The sequence below is a fragment of the Enhygromyxa salina genome (genome assembly GCF_000737335.2).
Taxonomy (GTDB): domain Bacteria; phylum Myxococcota_A; class Polyangia; order Nannocystales; family Nannocystaceae; genus Plesiocystis; species Plesiocystis salina_C.
Genome location: NZ_JMCC02000009.1, coordinates 1 through 19,414 on the forward strand (window position 1 = coordinate 1; position 19,414 = coordinate 19,414).

Annotated in this window: 13 protein-coding genes; 7 read left to right on the forward strand and 6 right to left on the reverse strand. The window is 67.5% G+C overall.

What is annotated here, in order from left to right:
- Together DB30_RS41215 and DB30_RS04230 are read right to left on the reverse strand one after the other, a co-directional pair.
- Positions 1-200 (reverse strand): hypothetical protein (locus DB30_RS41215; RefSeq protein WP_205632907.1); only part of this gene is annotated, 200 nt, incomplete at its 3' end.
- Positions 201-567: 367 nt separating this feature from the next.
- Entirely contained in the window at positions 568-1,770 is a 1,203-nt protein-coding gene (locus DB30_RS04230; protein WP_052546682.1) for a tetratricopeptide repeat protein, read from the reverse strand.
- 102 nt (positions 1,771-1,872) lie between these two features.
- Here DB30_RS04230 and DB30_RS04235 point away from each other — a divergent pair, with 102 nt between their 5' ends.
- Positions 1,873-2,598 (forward strand): YebC/PmpR family DNA-binding transcriptional regulator, encoded by a 726-nt coding sequence (locus tag DB30_RS04235; protein WP_052546683.1) that lies wholly within the window; start codon positions 1,873-1,875, stop codon positions 2,596-2,598.
- Positions 2,599-2,861: 263 nt separating this feature from the next.
- A complete protein-coding gene (locus DB30_RS04240; RefSeq protein ID WP_165703618.1) occupies positions 2,862-3,830 on the forward strand; it encodes a formylglycine-generating enzyme family protein in 969 nt (322 codons plus the stop codon).
- A 189-nt stretch (positions 3,831-4,019) separates the two neighbouring features.
- Here DB30_RS04240 and DB30_RS04245 read toward each other — a convergent pair whose 3' ends face one another.
- Positions 4,020-5,213 (reverse strand): hypothetical protein, encoded by a 1,194-nt coding sequence (locus DB30_RS04245; RefSeq protein ID WP_146658012.1) that lies wholly within the window; start codon positions 5,211-5,213, stop codon positions 4,020-4,022.
- A gap of 263 nt (positions 5,214-5,476) precedes the next feature.
- On the opposite strand from DB30_RS04245, the gene DB30_RS04250 reads away from it, so the two are divergent.
- A complete protein-coding gene (locus DB30_RS04250) occupies positions 5,477-6,967 on the forward strand; it encodes a serine/threonine protein kinase (RefSeq protein ID WP_165703619.1) in 1,491 nt (496 codons plus the stop codon).
- Between the two features lie 8 nt (positions 6,968-6,975).
- Entirely contained in the window at positions 6,976-8,247 is a 1,272-nt protein-coding gene (locus DB30_RS04255) for a PEGA domain-containing protein (protein WP_146658013.1), read from the forward strand.
- Positions 8,248-8,255: 8 nt separating this feature from the next.
- On the opposite strand, the gene DB30_RS04260 is transcribed toward DB30_RS04255, so the two are convergent.
- Positions 8,256-11,279 (reverse strand): hypothetical protein, encoded by a 3,024-nt coding sequence (locus DB30_RS04260; RefSeq protein WP_146658014.1) that lies wholly within the window; start codon positions 11,277-11,279, stop codon positions 8,256-8,258.
- Positions 11,280-11,284: 5 nt separating this feature from the next.
- Positions 11,285-12,133, reverse strand: a complete 849-nt coding sequence (locus DB30_RS04265) for a formylglycine-generating enzyme family protein (protein WP_052546689.1) — start codon at positions 12,131-12,133, stop codon at positions 11,285-11,287.
- 154 nt (positions 12,134-12,287) lie between these two features.
- Here DB30_RS04265 and DB30_RS04270 point away from each other — a divergent pair, with 154 nt between their 5' ends.
- From DB30_RS04270 to DB30_RS04280, 3 genes are all read left to right on the forward strand, one after another.
- A complete protein-coding gene (locus tag DB30_RS04270) occupies positions 12,288-14,447 on the forward strand; it encodes a M3 family metallopeptidase (RefSeq protein WP_052546690.1) in 2,160 nt (719 codons plus the stop codon).
- A gap of 32 nt (positions 14,448-14,479) precedes the next feature.
- Positions 14,480-18,049 (forward strand): DEAD/DEAH box helicase family protein, encoded by a 3,570-nt coding sequence (locus DB30_RS04275; protein ID WP_052546691.1) that lies wholly within the window; start codon positions 14,480-14,482, stop codon positions 18,047-18,049.
- 70 nt (positions 18,050-18,119) lie between these two features.
- On the forward strand, positions 18,120-19,067 hold the full coding sequence (locus DB30_RS04280; RefSeq protein WP_165703620.1) for a glycosyltransferase: 948 nt from the start codon (positions 18,120-18,122) through the stop codon (positions 19,065-19,067).
- On the opposite strand, the gene DB30_RS04285 is transcribed toward DB30_RS04280, so the two are convergent.
- Positions 19,068-19,382: a hypothetical protein gene (locus DB30_RS04285; RefSeq protein WP_052546692.1), complete on the reverse strand. Its 315-nt coding sequence runs from the start codon at positions 19,380-19,382 to the stop codon at positions 19,068-19,070.
- Positions 19,383-19,414 lie beyond the last annotated feature (32 nt).

Below are 19,414 nucleotides of genomic sequence, written 5' to 3' on the forward strand. Positions count from 1 at the left end.
GACGCGACGCGACGCGACGCGACGCCACGCGACGCCACGACGGGCCGTTGCACGCCACGCCACGCCTCGCCGGGCCGTTGCACGCCGCTCGGATGCTCGCGTGCGGCAGCGCCCAGGTCGACGTCGTACTCGGGGAGACGGGCCGGAGCACTCGGACGCGCGCTGTCGCTGCACCAGCTCGACCGCTCGAAGGCGTACAATCGACCACCGCAAGCATCGAGTGCAACCACCACGACCCGCATTGGTGGACCCCAAGACGCCCCTCGATCCCGAGCGCGTCGCTGCCCTCTCGAACGACGAGAAGCGCACAAGAGACCCGTGAGGGTCGCTCCGGGCACAATAAGAGGGCGTTGCGAGTGCCCCACCGAAGCCACAGCCCGACCTCGCCGACAGCGATCCATGACAACGCAAATTAGCGTCTTGAGCCCTCCGTGCCCGGAGCGACCCTCACGGGTCGTGCGCGCTGCCCCATCAGCACATCGACCCCCGCACCCGCACCCCACCGACGCGATGTCCATGCAGAGGTCTACATGCTCGACGGTCCGAGGCGGAGCCTCGCCAAAGGTCTCAGCGGCTTGCCGCGGCCTGTTCTGCGCCCTGCTTGTTGCCAATTAGCAAGGTTGCGCGGCACTGCGCCTGCATCGTCGCCGGCACCTTCTTCATGATCTTTTCAACGCAAGCCGCGACCTGCTCCGAGGGATCATCAACATGCAGCACGTGGGTCTTGCCGCCATCAAAGTCCCAGCGCACGATCGGCGCGGCGCCCTTGGGCGCGCACTTGTCGAATGCCTTCTTCTTCTCGGCCAAGGTCCCGGCCAGCGCCATCGACCCAAACAACCCGCCGCCGCCCGACAGCCGGCACTGAAGGTCCATGATCGTCATGCCGTTGACATCCATTGAACCAACGTTGAGGTTCGCGCCCACGACGGCGTTTGGATCTTGGGCGGCCGCGAGCTTGTCCGCGCCCGCGCAGCCGTCTTTGTCGCCAAGCTCGCAGGCCTTGCGCATCCACTGCTCGCCAGCCGCGAGGTCCTGCGCCGCCCCATACAGCCCTTCGCCGTGGACCGCCCCGAGGTTGTAGCAAGCCTCCGCGTCACGCTCTGCGCAGGCGCGCTCGAACAGCCCGAGCGCGAGCTGAACCTCGCCAAGCTTGGACAGGTAGATCACGCCCGCGTTCTTGCAGCTGTCCACGTCTCCAAGTTCGCAGCCGCGCGCGAACACCTTGGCCGCGGCCGACAGATCTTGGTGGTCCGTGACGAGGATGTTCCCCAACAGCGAGCAGGCCTGGCGCTCGTCTTGTTCACACGCCCCCGCGAGCAGCTTGGCGGCCTTGGTGATGTCCCGCTCGACGGCCTCTCCTTCGTAGTAGTCGGCGCCCAACAACCCGCAGCTGCGAGCCGAGCCCGCGCTGCACCCACGCACGTTGAGATCGTGAACCACGCCTTGGGCGGGCGGGGGCAGGTGCTCGGCGCGGTAGCTGGTCGCCAAGTTGGCGCAGGCTTCCGCGTGGTCCATGGCGCAGGCCCAGGTGAGCAGTGGGATCGCGTCCGCGGGCGTGGGGCTGAGCAGCAGCAGCGTGCCCTGCTCGGCGCATGCCTCGAGCTCGAGCTCTTCGCAGGCCGGGGGCGGCGGAGCGGTCTGGGGCTCGACTGGCTTGGTCTCGGCCGTTGGCGTAGGGTCTGGCGGTGGCGGCGGCGGGGTGTCGGCGCGCTTGCAAGCGCTGGCGAGCACGAGCAGGAGTGCCGAGAGTGGGAGGCCGAGCCGACGCATCCCCCATGGTACCCGAGCGAAGCAGCCGTCGGAGCCCAATCGGGGCTAGCCGGGCTCGTGACGCTGGTGTAGAAGCCGGCCAGGAGCGAACAGGACAGCGATATGGGCCGCACCTTCGAGAACCGAAAGCTAGCGATGTTGAAACGCGGGGACCGCGACGCGAAAGCGTTCACCCGCGCCGGCCGGCAGATCAGCATGGCCGTGAAGGCCGGTGGTCCCGACGCCGACAACAACCCGGGCCTGCGCCGCGCGATCCAAAACGCGCGAGCGGTCAACATGCCCAAGGACAGGATCCAAGGCGCGATCGAGAAGGCCGCCGGGCTCGGCGATGTCGACGAGTACAAGACCGTGTTCTACGAGGGCTACGGGCCCCACGGGATCGCCATGATGGTCGAAACCGCGACCGACAACCCGACCCGCACGGTGGCCAACGTTCGGTTCGCGTTCAAGAAGGAAGACGGGAACCTGGGCAGCACGGGCAGCGTCGCGTTCATGTTCGACCAGTTCGGCGTGTTCCGCCTCGACCCCGAGGGCCTCGACCGCGATGAGCTCGAGCTCTTGCTGATCGACCACGGGCTCGAGCAGCTCGACGACGGCATCAACGACGACGGCGACCCGGTGTTGGTGCTGCGCTGCGCTCGTGAGGACTTTGGCAACCTGCAGGCGGGCCTCGACGCCAACAAGATCGCCGTTGCGTCGTCTGGCTTCGAGTGGGTGCCGAAGACGACCACCGAGCTGTCGGACGACGAGACTGACGCGGTGCTCAAGCTGATTGATCGGCTCGAGCAGGACGACGACGTCCAGGTTGTGTTTCACAATCTGGGCTGAGCGATCGAGCTCGCGTCGGTCGCGGCCGAAGTTGATGGGTGTGGACCGCCACGCGCGCTCGCGAGATCCGCGAGCGCGGGCTGGCGGCCGTCGCACATGGGTGCGTTGGCGGGGCGCAAACAAAACGGGGTTCAAGTATGGGCGAACTCGTGCGTGCTTCGCTGATGAGTGCTACGCCGCGCCATGGTTCGTGCTTGCTACGCGCAGATCGTCGAAGACACTCAGGAGACAATGGCACAATGCGTCATCAGAGCTTGGGAGCAATGGGTGCAGGGGGGGCGTGGCTCGTCGCGCTCGCGCTGACATCCTGTGGGCCCAATGTGCCCAAGGGGTCGCAGGATACCAATGTGCAAGGTGACGGCGATGGGGAACCCGGTGACGGCGACGGCGACCCTGGAGACGGCGACCTCGGCGACGGTGACGGTGACGGTCACGAGCCGCCCTGCGAGTCCATGCACGAGGGAATGGTCTGTATCCCCGCGGGGCCATTCATCATGGGCTCGAATGGGCTGGGGTTACTCAAAGAGCGCGAGATTCCCGAGCAGGTCGTGTATCTGTCGCAGTTTCATATCGACCGACACGAGGTGACCTTTGGTGAGTATCGGCTCTGCGTAGAGGCGGGGAACTGCTCGCCGCCTGTGGCGGAGGACCCGAACGATATTCGGACCTCTGGCTGTCGCTGGGGGACCGAGGGCATCGACGCCTATCCAGTCGCCTGCGTGGACTGGCTGCAAGCGCTGGAGTACTGCAACGCACGGGGCGCTGAGTTGCCCACCGAGGCACAGTGGGAAAAGGCCGGGCGCGGCACCGACGGCCGCCACTACGCTTGGGGGAACGAAGGGCCTACTTGTTTCTACGCCAGCATGGCGAATGAGACGATCGGGGACCAGGACCCGTACGAAGGGTGGGGATGCGACACCGGGATGCCGCAGCGACCGGGGAGCCACTCGCCGCAGGGTGACAGCCCGTATGGCGTACAAGACATGGTCGGAAACGTGAGCGAGGTCGTCGCCGACTGGCTTGGGCCTGGGCAGCTCAACCTCGGGACGGATCCCTCCGGTCCCGAGAGCGGCCCATTCAAAGTGCGGAAGGGAGGATCCTACATCGCCACCCAACTGTACGACTCCAATGGCGGCTATTTGCATTTGGCTTGGCGGGGTCAGGGCGGTGGACCCCACCCGGGAGCCCATTTGGGAGCGAGCACCGGATTTCGCTGCGCCATGTTCGAGTGACCGATCAGCGCCAACACCGAATCAGTCGGCCTGGAATCTCACGACAATCACGGCGATGGCCTCGAGCACTCGAGTCTCACCGCACAGGTCGCGGCCGCAGGGCCGGGGTGGCTTCGAATTTTGCTTCACCACGCCCAGGCCACGATCGCCGAGAACCAAGACAACGAGCCGTGAAGGCTCACCCAAGCGTCACGGGTTCGCAGCGCTCGCAGGGGTCGCGAACACGACCCCCTTGCCTTTGACATTGGCGGCGAGCCACAGCTCGCTGCGATCCGACAGCATCGCCGCGCTGATCGACCCTGCCCCCTCGGGCAGCGCGACGGTGTACCACACCCCCTGCCCATCGCGGTGCAGCAGCTTGCCGTTGCCGATCACCCACAGCCCACCGTCGTCGGCCGGCCACAGCCCTGTCGGTGGATGCAGCAACGACTCGAGCTTCCAGTTGCCGCGCTCGTAGTGCAGCAAGTGCTGACCCACGGCGCCGTCACGATCGACCGTCGCGACCACCGACACGGCGTTTTGCTGGCGCACGACCTGGGTCGAGAAGCTCCACAGGCTGCCGTGCGGGAGCTTCTTGGCGTTGTCGTCCACGCACTTGCGATCGTCACAGTTAATCTGGACATAGATCCCGTTGGGCCGCTCGCTGATGTTGTAGAGGCCGCCGCCGCGGGTCTCGACCACGTCGACGATCACCTTGCCCATGCGCGGCCCAGTCTTGGGGTTGTCCTTGCCGCCGATCCGCGTGAGCCGGGAGCCCTCGCGCACGAGCACGGTCCCGAGCGAGCCCTTGCGCACGACGTGGGCCCCGGCGATCCAGCGTGGTTGGCCACGAAAGTCGCGGGGGATCCACTTGCGGTCCGCGTCGAGCTGCAGCAGCTCGTGCTCGAAGCTCAGCGGCTGGCCGGGGGTGATCGGCTGCTGGGTGCTCGTGACCAACCATGCATCTTGGGGCCAGTCGCCAAGCAGCTCGCCAGTGGGGAGCTCGAGCCCGGCGCGGGGTCGCAGCTGCCCGCTGTCGTCGAGGTCGTAGTAGCCGTTGGCTCCGCGCGCGAGCACGCCAGTCTGGATGTAGACGAACTCGAGCGGGGTCGGAAACTCAGCGACCTCGCGCCAGCTCAGCGTGATCGGGGTTGGTGTCGCGGGCGTGGCCGGGACGGTGTTGGGCGCGGTCGTGGGGCCGTCGATCTCGATCACCGCCTCGATCGCGAGCTCGCCGTCATCCGACTCCGAGTCGGTCCCGTCGGACTCCGTGCCGACCAAGCTGGGATCGTCGCTCGCGGCCGAGCTGTTTGGCACTAGCGGCTTGCCTGGATCTTTCGCGGCCTGCTCGTCCGCGTTCGCGGAGCAGCCCAGCGAGAGCGACGTGAGTACGACGGCCAGCATCGGTGAGCAGAGCTTCCACATCGCGTCGCGTAGCTTACCAAGGTCAGCGCCGCAGCTGGTCCCAACGGGTTTTGGGCGGTCCTTCGTGGCGGTGAGGGGGCTGTCGACGCAACAGCGAGACGGGCAACGCGCGATATCGCCGCTGCGCGTGGTGGGTTATGCTGGGCGGCCAGTCTCGACGACGAAGCGATGAACCAAAGCTGCAACGCCGAAGGCTCCGCGAGCCCGCTCGCCAGGCTGGGACCGATCCCGATCGGGAGGCCGTGGGATTGAACGCGGACATCTCGGATGCGCCAACGGAAGCAGCGGTCGACAGCGCCGAGCTTGCCGGAATGGTCGAGACCAACCCCGAGCTCGAGGGCATGGCCGAGCGGCTCGAGGAAGGCCGGGAGATCGCGGGTCGCTATCGGATCATCCGGCACCTTGGCTCGGGGGGCATGGGCAACGTGTACCTGGCCGAGCAAACCACGATCGGCAAGCTGGTCGCGGTCAAGACCCTCAGCGTCGAGCTCAGCCGCCGCAAGGTGCTGCGCGAGCGGTTCTTGCGGGAGGCCCGATCCGCGTCGCAGATCCGCCACGTCAACGTTGTCGACATCACCGACTACGGCAGCACCGAAGAGGGCGCGCCGTTCATCGCGATGGAGTACCTCGAGGGCGAGGATCTCAAGCAGATCCTGCACCGCGAAGGCCGGCTGAGCTTCGAGCGAGCCCGCCGGTTCATCGTGCAGATCTGCAACGCGCTTCAGGCCGCGCACGATCAGGGCATCGTGCATCGCGACGTGAAGCCGGCGAATTGCTTTTGCGTCGAGCAAAGCGGCACCAGCGATCTGATCAAGGTCGTCGATTTTGGCATCGCCAAGACCACCACAGAGGGCGACAGCTCGGAGCTGACCAAGACCGGCGTGATCGTGGGCACCGCGGCGTACATGGCCCCCGAGCAGGCCCGGGGCGACGCCAACGTGGACTCGCGGGCCGATGTCTATGCCGTTGGCGTGATGCTGTTTCGCATGCTCACGGGCAAGCTGCCGTACTCGTCCAATCATCCGCTTGGCATGATCACCAAGCACCTGACGGAGCCGATCCCCTCGCTGCGAGAGTTCGCGCCAGAGGCCAAGCTGTCGGCGGCCGTCGAGCGGATCGTGCACAAGGCGTTGGCCAAAGATCGCGAGCTGCGCTGGCAGAGCGCCGGGGAGCTGGCGCGGGCGCTCGAGCAGATCGAAGAGCCAACCGCGACCACGGGCCGGCGCGACGTGTGGGTGGGGGTGGCGTTGGCTGGGGTGTTGGCGGTCGCCGGGCTCGTGTTTGCGGTCTCGCAGGGGCACCTGACAGCCAGCGCCAGCCTGACGAAGACCGAGCCGCCAGGGACCCAAGTTGTCGCGCCAGCCAAGCCGGAGCCGGTGAACGAGCCAACGCAACCGGAGCCGGTGGACGAGCCGGTGGACGAGCCGCCCAGCGCCACTGTTGTCGTCACCCTCGAGGGGGCGCCTGCGGGCGCGCAGGTGTTGATTGACGACCGGGTGGTTGGATTGGCGGATCAGCCCTTTACCCTCGACAGGAGCGAGGCAACGGTGAGCCTGCAGATCGTCGCCGAAGGTTACGAGCCCTCGGCCGTCGTCGTGGTGCCGGTCGCGGATCTGACGGTGCCGGTTGCTCTGGAGGCGGAGCCCGAGAAGGCCGAGAAGAGGGTCAAGAAGATTAAGAAGACCAAGCAAGAGTCGGACGCCGGCAAGGTCGACAAGGAATTGGGTTATTGACCGGGCCATTGACCGGGCCATTGGGGGGCGTGGGCTTGCTGGCGTGGCTCGCGTTCGCGCCACCTGGCGATCCGGCCGAGCGGAGCGCCGACACCTCGGACTTGCTTGGGCCAGCGGCGGCGCCATCAAAGCACTCGGGGCCCGCCTACGTGGACGTGCTCGAGCCCTTGCCCGAGGAACTGCGCAGCGAGGACGACGCGCGCTTGCTCAAGGAGTCGGCCAAGACCGCGTTTCGAGACGAGCGCTTCGAAGACGCGATCGAGTTTCTGGCCGAGGCGTACCGAACCTTCCCGTATGTGACGCTTCTGTACTCGCTGGGCTCGGCCCACCGCCGCGCATACGAGCGCGACGGCGACACGGAGCATCGGCGTCTGGCGATTCGTCGCTATCAACAATACCTGTCGGCCGCGCCGGACGCCGAGAGCGCTGATCTGGCGCAGAACTATCTGACCTCGCTGCTGGCAGATCGCGACCTTGGCGACATGGAGCTCGAGGTCGTGACGCGGATCCTGGTCTCGACCACGGTTGAAGAGGCCAGCATGCAGATCGACGGGGGCCCGCCGCTGCCCGCTCCGGGGGTGATCAGCGTCGAGCCGGGGCATCACGAGATCCTGGTGCGCGCGGCGGGCTACCACGACTTCGTGCGCGGCTTCGACGTGCCCGAGGGCACCACATTCCAGGTTCAGGCGGAGCTCGAAGACAAGCCGGCGGCGCTCGCTGTGCAGGGGCCCAAGGGGGCCCTGGTGTTGCTAGATGGTCGGGCGATGGGGGAGCTGCCGCTCTCGCACCCGCTCGAGGTGGAGTCTGGGCCGCACGTGGTGAGCGTGACCAAGAACGGGTACCGGGCGTACTCGAAAGACGTCACGTTGGAGCGCGACGGAAATAGCTTGGTGCGGGCGTCGCTGGATGTGTCCAATCAGCGGTTTACGTCGTATTTCTTCATGGGGCTTGGGGGCGTGGCGTTGGTGAGCAGCGGTGTGCTGGCTGGGCTGAGCGTCGAGCGGCAAGGGCGGGCGTTGACGCTGGAGCGGCAGCGCATGAATGGCCAGGTCTCAAACCCACAGTACGACGCGTACTTGGAGCTGGTGCACTCGCGTAATTCGTTGCGAACGGGGGCGGTGTTCACGGGGTTGGGCGGGGCCGCGCTGCTGGTGACGGGGGTGATGTTGTACGTGTTTGATCGGCCGCAGCTGGGCGCAACGCGGGGCGTGGCGCGGGTGACCGGGGCCCCGGTGATCGGCGCGGGGACAGCCGGGTTCACGGCTGTGGTGCAATTCTGAGCGCGAGCTCAATCATTGACCGGCTGGCCAAACAACACCCGGCTAGCGATCGCCACGTCGTCCACCCCGTCCCCATCAAAGTCGCCCACGTGGCCAATGCTACGCGGGTCCAAGTCAGCGATCTCAATCACCCCCCGCGGGTCCAAGGTCTCCGAGCTAAACCCCACGTTCAGCCCCCAGATCATGTTGGTGCCGACGAGGTCCCCGGTCACGACCTCCCGGCCCGCGGAACCGTCGAGCTCGACCCACCGCGCCCAGTCCATCCGATTGGGGCGATCGCCCTCATCAGCCTCATCGCCCGGCTCGAACAGCGGAAAGGTCGACAGCGCGTCCAACGACAGGGTGCCGGTTCCGGTGCCCCGCAGCAGCTTGATCTCGTTGTTGAGCGTCACCCAGGTCAGATCGAGCATGCCGTCGCCGTCAGCGTCGGCGACCTCGATGAAGGGATCCTCGCCGTCGCCGAGCCCACGGACGGCGCCCTCTGCCACGAGCAGATCAACGACCTCGAAGCACAGCGTCCGCGACTCGAATTTGTTGGCGCCAACGTGGGCCAAGAACACCCCGCTGCACAATGACGTGGTTGGCGTGGTCTCGATGCGTGGTCGCAGCACCGCGATCTCGAGCGCCGTGTCGGTTCGCCCGATCACCAGCGCTTCTTCTACTTCTGGCGTGCCCTTGTCCTGCTCTAATTGGCCAAGCTCGATCGCCACCACGGTCGTGTGATCCGGCGTGGCGCTGGGCAACACGCTTGACAGCTGAATCAGGGGACCCACGGAGTCGTAGGCCGGGCCAAGATCGGCCTCGCCGCTGATCGCTCGCAGCACCCGCAGGCCGCCGTCTTCGCTGGCCTGGGCCACGCCCAACCCCCACCCGAACAGGTCCTCGTGTAGATCGTCGGCGTACGCCCCGGCGGCGAAGCGCACGTGGCAGTCCTGCCGGGTGACGCAGCTGCCGGGCGCGGTCAGAGCCAGCGCGGGCCACTGACCATCACGAAAGATCGTCAGCCGCCCGTCCCGCTCGGCGCCCAAGCTCGCGCTTGGTAGCCCTTCGCCAAACACCCGCAGCAGGTCGAAGCCAACCGGCGAGAAGCTGGTTGCGCGGGCCGGATCGTAGGGAGGCCCCCAGATCACTTGCAGCGAGGACTCGCCGCCAAACACCAGATCCACCGTGAAGTCCCCGTCGATGTCGCCGGCCACGACCTGCTCGATCTGGGTGCTCTCGATCGTGTGCAGGACCAGCTGCGTGCTCGACTCGTCGCGCCAGATCAGATCCAGGAAGTCGATCGGTGAATGATCCGGCGGCTGACCCGTGACCTCGCTTGGGGTCGAGTTCTTGTCGATCGTCGCAAACCCAAGCTGCCCGTCGCCGCGCAGGTCAACGACCGTGGCCAGCGATCCGGTCGTGCGCCAGTTCCGGGCGACGTCTGCACGCGTCACCGTGGCAGCGTCAATCAGGCCGTCGTTTGTCACCAGCAGGCAGGCGTAGCCCCACTCTGGCTCGCCCATGGGCCCAACCGGCGGACCCGCGAGCACGGCCTCGCTGGCGATGAGGCACTGATCCGCAGGGTCGGGGGTGCTCAGCGCGACCACGCCCGCGGTCAGCAAGAAGTCCACGTAGCCGTCTTGGTTGACGTCGGCGATCGCCCGGGGCCAGGTCGCGTGCTCGATCTGAAACTCGGGCTCGATCAGCTCCGTCGCCCAGCTGTGCCCGCGGATCAGCGGCGTCGTCAGGTCGGCGAGATCGTCCAGCCCGGTCCCGTCTGGGGCGCTGTTGAAGTGCCCGTTGCCAAGCCCGTAGACCACGTAGGTCTGCGGGTCGTCGAGGGTTGCCGGCTTGTTTTGGATGACGTTGAGCAGCAGGTCCGGGAACCCATCGGCGTTGACGTCGGCTTGGCCGCTGATCTCCAAGCTCAGCGTGTCGTCGAGCCCGGACACGCTCACGCTCGCGATTGAATCAACGGCGCCAAGCGGCGCGACCGGGACGCTTTGGTTGAGCTGGTTGGGCCCGGCGCACAGCGGAAAGAAGTTGACAAGGTTGCCGGGCGAGCCCGCGTCGCTGTAGCGGTAGCTGACCGCCAGGGTGTCGCACGACCGGCCTTGATCCCAGCGTGCGAGCGCGGCGGTCTGCGAGCGGTGATCATTTGGCAGCCGAAACAGCGGGATGAAGCGGCGATCCTCGAGCACGGCGAAGCGCGTGCCAAACTCGTCGCTCTTGCTGAGCAGCAGCGTTTGGGTGCACCCGCCGATGTCGCAGATCGCCTGGGGCACCCCGCGTGGGTTGAAGGCCGTGTACAGGTTGCGGGTCTGCGGGACGGCGCCGGAAGAGGTGAAGGGCGCGGTCACCAGCTCGACAAAGGGGTCGGCGAGCTGCCGGCTCGAGTTGCCGGTGAACACCCGCACGGTCAGGTCGTCGCCGATCAGCGGCAGCACCAGATCGTTGACGCCATCTTTTGTCATGCGCGCGACGATCGGCCGCACGGCGGGCGAGTCGCTGATCCGCCGGCGGGCGGGATCGACGAACAGATCGGCCAGCACCCGCCCCTCGGTGAAGAACGCGACCTGGGCCTCAGCTTGCGGCCCGCGAACGATCACGTCGTCGCGGCCGTCGCCGTCTAGATCGCCAGCGCCGCGGGCCAGACCGGGGAGCGACACGAGCTCGAACTCGGCGTTGGGCCTGCGACACACGCCGTCGGTGCCACAGCCCCAGCCTGGTGGGCACTGCGACGCGCTCGCGGTGGGGTCACAGGTGAGCCGGCACGCGACGGCGCTGCCAGGTGCGCCGCAGCTTGCGTTCTCGCCAAACGCGCTCGCCGAGCCGTCGCAGTCCTCGCCAAGCTCGGGCTCGAGGATCCGGTTGCCGCACACGCCACGATCCACGGTGGTCAGGTCAGCGCACGCGAACGCGCCGCCGACCGTCAGGCCGAGCAGCCCGGTCAACCCGAGCAGGCCGGCGACCCCCAGCCACCCCGGTTTTGACTGTACGTGGCCTTGCCCTCGCGCGCGCCGACACCCTTGCTTGGCTCGGGCTGGCATCGCGCTCAACGGTCTCGAGCGCAGCGGACCCCGTAGATCCGCAGGGCCGACTCAGGCGCCGCCGAGTTGCGCTTGGAGATGCGCTGGGCTGGGAACCCGGGCGGGACCGTGAACGCGCTGCCCTTCACGCCGTGCTCGTTGCCGCTGTCGGGCCCCTGTGGATCGTCCTCGCCCTCGCTGTTGGCGTAGTAGTTGGCGCTGTAGAAGTCCGACACCCACTCCGAGACGTTGCCGGTCATGTCGGCGATCCCGAACGGTGAATCGCCCGCGCGCAGCGAGCCAACCGGCGAGGTCGAGTTTCCGCAGGTGTCGACGGCCGCGAGCTCGCAAGACGGGGTGTCGTCGCCCCACGGGTACAGCTGCAATTGATCGCCGCGGGCCGCTCGCTCCCACTCGGCCTCGGTTGGGAGCCGTAGACCTCGCCACTCGCAGTACGCGGTCGCCTGATTCCAGCTCAGGCAGTTGACCGGGTGATCGTTGCGATCGTTGCGCGACAGGTTGCAGTCTGGGTCGTCGGCGGTCTCCTCGCAGGCGTCGACGTTGACGCACTTGCGGTACTCCGCGACCGTGGCCTCGTACTCGTCGAGGAAGAACGCCGACACGTTGATCATGCCGCCGGGGCTCTCGTTGGCGTCGCAGTCGTCGTCGCCCATGAGGCAGCCGCGCCACACCTCGCCGGCTGGGATCAGGATCGTGCCAAGCGGAACGAACAGCGGCCCGCCGTCGGTGTCGCCGTCGCCCCCGGAGTCCGTCCCGGTCTCGTCTTCCGCGGGCGCGTCGTCGCCCGTGCATGCCATACACATCAGCGCTGTCGACATCAGCAGCGCGGTGCAGAGGCGCAAATCGCAGATCATCGGGCAATCGTTCCACCGACGGCCGCCGCGGTCAATAAGCGTGCTCGGGTCGAGCAGTGGGCCCACTGACACGTCCTGTCGCCGCCCCTTGGGTCGACCGCGAACAGTGCGAAGGTGTCTGTGGGGGTCAAAACATATACAGTCTCAGCGCCCCATGCGTACTTCGTCACTGGTCCCCCTGTTTGCTGGCGCGTTGCTCCTGTCTGCGTGCGCACATGATCCCGTCCCCGACCCGCAGCCGCAGCTCACCGACGGCCCCAAGGAGACGCCCGTGCAAGATGACAACCCGTTGTTCACCGCCAGCACCCTGCAGTACCAGGCGCCCGACTTCGCTGCGATCGAGCTCGACCACTTTCGCCCGGCCTTCGAGCGCGGCATGGAAGAGCACACCGCCGAGATCGAGGCGATCGCCAACGCGGCCGAGCCGGCCAGCTTCGACAACACGCTGGTCGCGATGGAGCGCAGCGGCGAGCTGATCGAGCGGACCGCCAGCGTGTTCTTCAGCTTGACCGGGACCGTCTCGAACGAGGGGCTGCGGACTCTGCAGTCCGAGCTTGCGCCGCTCCTGTCTGCGCACGCGGACTCGATCACGCTCAACCCCAAGCTGTTCGCGCGGGTCGAGGCCGTGTACCAAGCCCGCGATCAACTCAGCGGCGAAGACAAGCGCCTCGCCGAAGAGGTGTACGCCCGCTTCGTACGGGCGGGCGCCAAGCTCGACGAGGCCGCCAAGGTCCAGATCCGCGAGATCAACAGCGAGCTGTCCAAGCTGACCACGGACTTCTCCCAGAACTTGCTGGCGGCCAGCACCAACAGCGCCGTGATCGTAGAGGACGTCGCCGAGCTCGCGGGGCTGTCCGAGGCGGACATCAAGGGCCTCGCCGCCGCGGCGACCGAAGCCGGGCACGAGGGCAAGTATCTGATCAACCTGCTCAACACCACGCGCCAGCCCGTGCTCAGCAGCCTCGAGAATCGGGCGTTGCGCCAGCGCGTGTGGGAGGCTTCGGCCCAGCGTGGCGTCGCCGACAACGGCCCGGCGCTGCTGCGGATCGTCGAGCTGCGCGCCGCCAAGGCCAAGCTGCTTGGCTATCCAACCTGGGCCGCCTACGTGCTCGAGGAGCAGATGGCCAAGACCCCCCAAGCGGTGCTGAAGATCCTCGACGATCTGGCCCCAAAGGCGGCCGCCAAGGCCAAGGCCGAGGCCCAGCAGATCCAAAAGGCGATCAAGGCCGACAAGGCCAAGGCCGGCGGCAACTTCGAGGTCCAAGCCTGGGACTGGGCCTACTACGCCGAGAAGGTGCGGGCCAAGCAATTCGACCTCGACGAGGCCGAGATCCGGGCCTACTTCGAGCTCGAGAACGTCCTGCAAAACGGCTTGTTCTTCACGATGGGCAAGCTCTACGGGATCCGCTTTGAAGAGCGCAAGGATCTGCCCGTGTACCACCCGGACGTGCGCACCTTCGAGGTGTTCGAGGAGGACGGGACCAGCATCGGTCTGTTCTACGCCGACTACTACGCGCGCGAGGGCAAGCGCGGCGGGGCGTGGATGAACGCGATCGTTCCGCAGACCAAGCTGCTGGGGCGCAAGCCGGTGATCGTCAACGTGCTCAACATCCCCAAGCCGGCCAAGGGCGAGCCAACCTTGCTGACCTTCGCCGAGGCCACGACCATGTTCCACGAGATGGGGCACGGCGTGCACGGGCTGTTCTCCGACGCGGTCTACCCGAGCTTGGCCGGGACCTCGGTGCCGCGTGACTACGTCGAGTTTCCTTCGCAGTTCGAAGAGGACTGGCTGATCGACCCGCTGGTGATCAGCAACGTCGCCAAGCACTACGAGACCGGCGAGCCAATCCCCAAGCCGCTGCTAGACAAGCTGCTGGCCTCACGCAAGTTCAACCAGGGCTTTGACAGCTTGGAGTACCTTGGGGCCGCGCTGCTGGACATGGAGTGGCACTTGATCTCCAGCGGGGCCGCGATCAGCGACGCGGCGGCGTTTGAGGAACAGGCGCTGACCAAGCACGGGGTCAACTACGCCCCGGTGCCGCCGCGCTACAAGTCGACCTTCTTTGCGCACACCTTTGCTGGGGGGTACTCGGCTGGGTACTACGCGTATCTGTGGACTGAAGTGCTGGCGGCGGATGCGTTCGCGTACATGGGGACCCAAGGTGGGCTCACGCGGGCGAATGGGGATAAATTTCGGGAGCTGATCTTGTCGAAGGGGAACACGGTGGATCCGATGGCGCAGTACGTGAGCTATCGGGGGCAGGAGCCGACCGTGGACGCGCTGCTGAAGCGGCGTGGGTTGGTTGGGGAGTAGCGGGGACACCGGGGCGGGAAGGCTGAACTTGGATGTCCGTCTTCTCGTCGATCTCGCCCGATCTGTGGGTCGCTGACAACGAGCTGGCCTTCGCGATCCGCGACGGCTACCCGGTCAGCGCGGGCCACACCCTCGTCATCCCCAAGCGGGTCGTTGCGAGTTGGTTCGAGGCCACCGAGGCCGAACGAAGCGGGCTGTTGCAGCTCGTGGATCGCGTCAAGGCCGACCTCGATCGTGAGCTGCAGCCGGACGCCTACAACATCGGCATCAACGACGGCGCGGCGGCGGGCCAGACCGTCGCGCACCTGCATGTCCACGTGATCCCCCGCTGGAACGGAGACGTGGATGATCCCCGCGGGGGTGTGCGCTTCGTGATCCCAGCGCGGGGGAACTACAAGGAGCCGGGGCGCTTGCCGGAAGCCAAGCGCGATCCCGGGCCGTGGCGCGCGGACGCGGCGACGGGGATCCCCGCGCAGCAGCTTGCGACCGGCGGCCCCCGGGATCCCTTCTACGGCCACCTGCGACCGGCGTTGCTGCGCGCCGATGCAATCTACATCGTCGCGGCCTTCGTGCAGGACAGCGGCGTTCAGCTGCTCAACGACGCCATCGATCGCGCGCTGGCCCGGGGCGCGAAGCTCCGCGTCATCACTGGCGACTATCTTCATATCACCCAAGCCCAGGCGCTTCATCAGCTGCTGGATCGAGCCCAGGACGCTGACAGCGCTGACGAGACCGCGGGCAGCTTTGGTGTTCGCATCATCGAGACCAAGGCGCTGGGAGGCCGCGCGTTTCATCCCAAGGCGTGGCGCATGGAGGGGCCCTCGCTCGCCGTCGCGTGGGTCGGGAGCTCGAACTGGTCGAGGTCCGCGCTGACCCACGGGGTCGAGTGGAACCTCCGGGTCGAGCGCGCGAATCAGCCGGGTTCCTACCGAGAGCTGGTCGTGGCCTTCGAGGAGCTGTGGGCGGCCGCGCGTCCGCTCGATCTCGCGTGGCTGCAGGACTACGCCCGCCGGGCGGCAAGCGATCCGATCACCCTGCCGCCCGCGGAGCTGGCGGACCCAGACCCGACCGCGCCGGCTGAGCCGCGCGGGGTCCAGCTCGAGGCGCTCGAGGTCCTCGCCAACGCGCGGGCGAGCGGACGCAGCCGCGCGCTGGTCGTGCTCGCGACAGGGCTGGGCAAGACCTATCTCTCGGCCTTCGACGTGCGCGGCTTCTTGGCGGACGAGGTGCACGACGTGCACGAGGCCGGTGGACCGCCGCGGGTGTTGTTCGTGGCCCACCGCCGCGAGCTGCTGATCCAGGCGCGCGCGAGCTTCCGCCGGGTGTTCCCGACCGCGTCGTTTGGGTTGTTCGTTGGCGACGAGGCCCAGCTCGACGCGCAGTTTGTGTTCGCGTCGATTCAAAAGCTCACGCGCCCGCGCACGCTCGAGGCCCTGCGGCCTGACGCGTTTGCCTACGTCATCATCGACGAGAGCCACCACGTCGCGGCCGACTCGTATCGGCAGCTCCTCGCTCACCTCGAGCCGCGCTTCTTGCTTGGCCTCACAGCAACGCCCGAGCGGGCCGACGACGCCGACGTCGCCAGCTTGTTCGACGACCACGTCGCGTACCGGGCCGATCTTGGCGAGGGCATCGCGCGTGAGCTGCTGGTGCCGTTTCGCTACCTCGGGATCCGCGACACGATCGCCTACGATCAGCGCCAGTCGTGGTCGCGCTATACAACCCAGCTGCTCGAGGGCCTGGCCACCAGCGAGGCCCGAATGGACAAGCTGTGGCGCGCTTGGGTGGAACACCCCGGGCTGCGTACGCTGGTGTTTTGTGTGTCGATCGCCCACGCGGACTACGTTCGAGACTGGCTGCGCGAGCGCGGCGTCGCGGCCGAGGCCGTGCACACCGGTCCGCGCTCGGGCGACCGCGAGCAGGTCCTGGCCGAGCTCGAGGCGGGCGCGCTGGAGGCTCTGGTCGCCGTCGATCTGTTCAACGAGGGCCTGGACGTGCCGCAGATCGATCGGGTGGTGATGCTGCGCCCAACGGCGTCGCCGGTCGTGTTCCTTCAGCAGCTTGGCCGGGGCCTGCGGGTGGCGGAAGGCAAGCCGTTCTTGCAGGTCATCGACTTCGTCGGCAACCACAAGGTGTTCTTGCAGCGGGTCCGCACGCTGCTGTCGCTGTCACCAAATCCGCCGAGCTTGGGCGAGTTCTTGGGCGATCGAGCGGCGTTGCAGCTGCCCGCGGGGTGCGAGCTCGAGCTCGAGCTCGAGGTCATCGACATGCTGGCGAAGCTGCTGCCGGCCGGGTCGCGCAACCAGACGATCCGAACCTACCGCGAGCTCCGCGACGCTCGCGGGGTCCGGCCGACCCCCGGCGAGCTCGCGCGTCTGGGCCTCAACCCGGCGTCCGTTCGCAAGCAGCATCAGCATTGGTATGGGTTCGTGGAAGCAGAGGGGGATCTCAGCCCAGGCGAGCGAAAGGCCCTGAGCGAGCACGACTGGTTGCGCCAGCTCGAGGTCACGCCGATGACCAAGTGCTTCAAGATGGTCGTGCTCGAGGTGCTGCTCGCTCACGACGCGCTGTTCTCAGGCATGGCGATCGAGCAGCTGTGTCGCGCGTGCCATGCCTGGTTGTTGCGCAACCCGGATCTGCTCACGGATCTCGACGGCGTCGGGGCGCTGGACGATCCGCGGCGGCCCGATCCCGAGCAGTGGCGTCGCTACTGGGAGAAGAACCCGATCGCAGCCTGGGTTGGCGCCAAGCGTCCGTGGTTCGTGGTGCAGGACGGCGTGTTCCGGTTTCGCAAGCGGGCGCCCAGTGATGTCGCGGTCACCGAGGCGCTCGAGCGCTTGACCCGACACATCGTCGACTGGCGGCTCGCAACCTATCGCCGCCGCCGCGCCCCTCACGAGGACGCGGCGTCGTCGGTCATCGCGCTTCCCGTTCGGGGGATGCTCGTCGCCTATCCAAGCTTGCAGGCCGCGGCGGGCAGCGCTGGCCCCAGCAGCGTTGGCGCCGAGCCTGAATGTGTCCGCCTGCCGATCGAGGCCCGGCCGGATCACTTCGCCGTTCGCGTGACCGGCCACTCGATGGACGGCGGGCGCTCACCGCTGCACGACGGCGACTGGGCGGTGCTCGAGTGGGCGCGCGGCTTTGGGCTGGCTGCGCTGGTGGGGCGCGTGGTCTTGATCGGGCGCGGCGACGCTGACGAAGGGTACAGCCACCACCTCAAGCGCGTCGTTCGTGACGACGGCGGCCTGCGCTTGCGCTCGGACAACCCGGCCAAGCCCGATCTGCCGATCGACGCGACCACCGTCGTGATCGCGCGCCTCGTTGGCAGCGTCACGCCCGAGCAGCTTGGGCCCACGGTGGGCAGCGTCGTGCGCGACTGGGCCCAGGCGTTTGGGATCTCCGAACCACCGCGGGCGCCTTGGTCGCGGATCGATGGGCACCTCTTCATCATGGTCGAGCGCCTCGCCGACTCGGGGCAACTCGAGGTCCCGGTCGGCGATCGCATGCCCGGCGAGACCGCGTTTGTCTTGGCCCGCAGCGGCGACGCGTGGCGCTACGAAGGCGTGGGCCGGTGGCGCGAGGGGCGTTGGCGGATCACTTGAAATCACCCCCGCAGCCCCCGGTGGGCGGCCGATTCTGGCTGGACCAAGCCGCCTGTTAGGCTCCGGCCCCGTGATTCCAGCCGTCGCGCACTTCATCTGGTTCGGGCCGCAGCTGCCGTGGGTGCACGCGCTGTCGATTCGCTCGGCGGCGCTGCGCGGCGGCTTTGATCAGGTGATCCTGCACCACGCCGACGACCTGTCGCGGTCGCCGGTCTGGGCAGAGTTGCACGCGCTGCCGGGGTTTTGTGCGCGGCGGATCAACGCAGACGAATTGCTCGCCGCGGTCGGCGACGGGGCCCAGGCGCTCGCGGGCATCTACGCCAAGCTCGAGGCCCCGGCCGCGCGCGCCAACTTGCTCCGGGTGGCGATCTTGATGGGCGAGGGCGGGGTGTACCTGGATCTCGACACGGTCACCGTGCGCCCCCTGGACGCGCTGCGAGCCGAGCACGGCGCGTTCTGTGGCGAAGAGCGCGTGATCTGGCCCGCCGCGGTGAAGCGCTCGCAGAACCTGACCATGCGCGCGAGCAACCTGGCGCGGGCGGGGGCGCGGGAGCTCTATCGGGTGTTGCCCGGCGGGTGGCGGGGGTTTCGATCGATCGAGGCGCTGTACCCCGCGGCGGCAAACAACGCCGTGGTCGGGGCCGAGCGTGGCCACCCGTTCGTGCGGCGGCTGCTGAACAACATGCTCGCGGTGCCCGAGTCGCGGGTGCTCGTGCGCTTTGCCCTGGGCACGCACCTGCTGCAGGACACGCTGGCCCACGCGCGCGAGGGTGACCTGCGGGTGTTGCCGCCGCGCTACTTCTATCCGCTTGGGCCCGAGATCAGCCAGCACTGGTTTCGGATTGGCGGATCGCCGCCGCCGCTGGATCAGGTCATGAGCACAGACACGCTGGTCGTGCACTGGTATGCCTCGGTGCGGACCAAGTCGATTGTGCCGAAGATCGACGCGGCCTACGTGCGCGCCCACGCCGACCGCCAGCTGTTTTCAGCGCTGGCGTTGCCGTTGCTCGGGGCGTGATCACAGCGACCCGGGGTCAACCTCGACTCCGGCGATCACCTTCATTGCCCGGATCACGACGCGCTGGGCTTCAACGTGGGGTTCCGAGTCGTAGGCGCCCACGTCGGCGTGCTGGTGTTGGGCCTCGTTGATGACCCGGAGCGCCCTTGCCTGGACCGACTGGGCGTCGCGGAGCTTGGCGTCTGCGATCAGGTCGACCGCTTCCTTCGCGGCTTGGGTCAGAGCTGCGGCGGCAACACCGGCGCCCGACATGTCGCAGTAGAGCTGCCAGTCCTCTGGCGTACTGGGGATCTTCACCTGCTTGTATTCGATCATGATTCTGGCTGTGTAGTCGGCGCTTCTTGGGA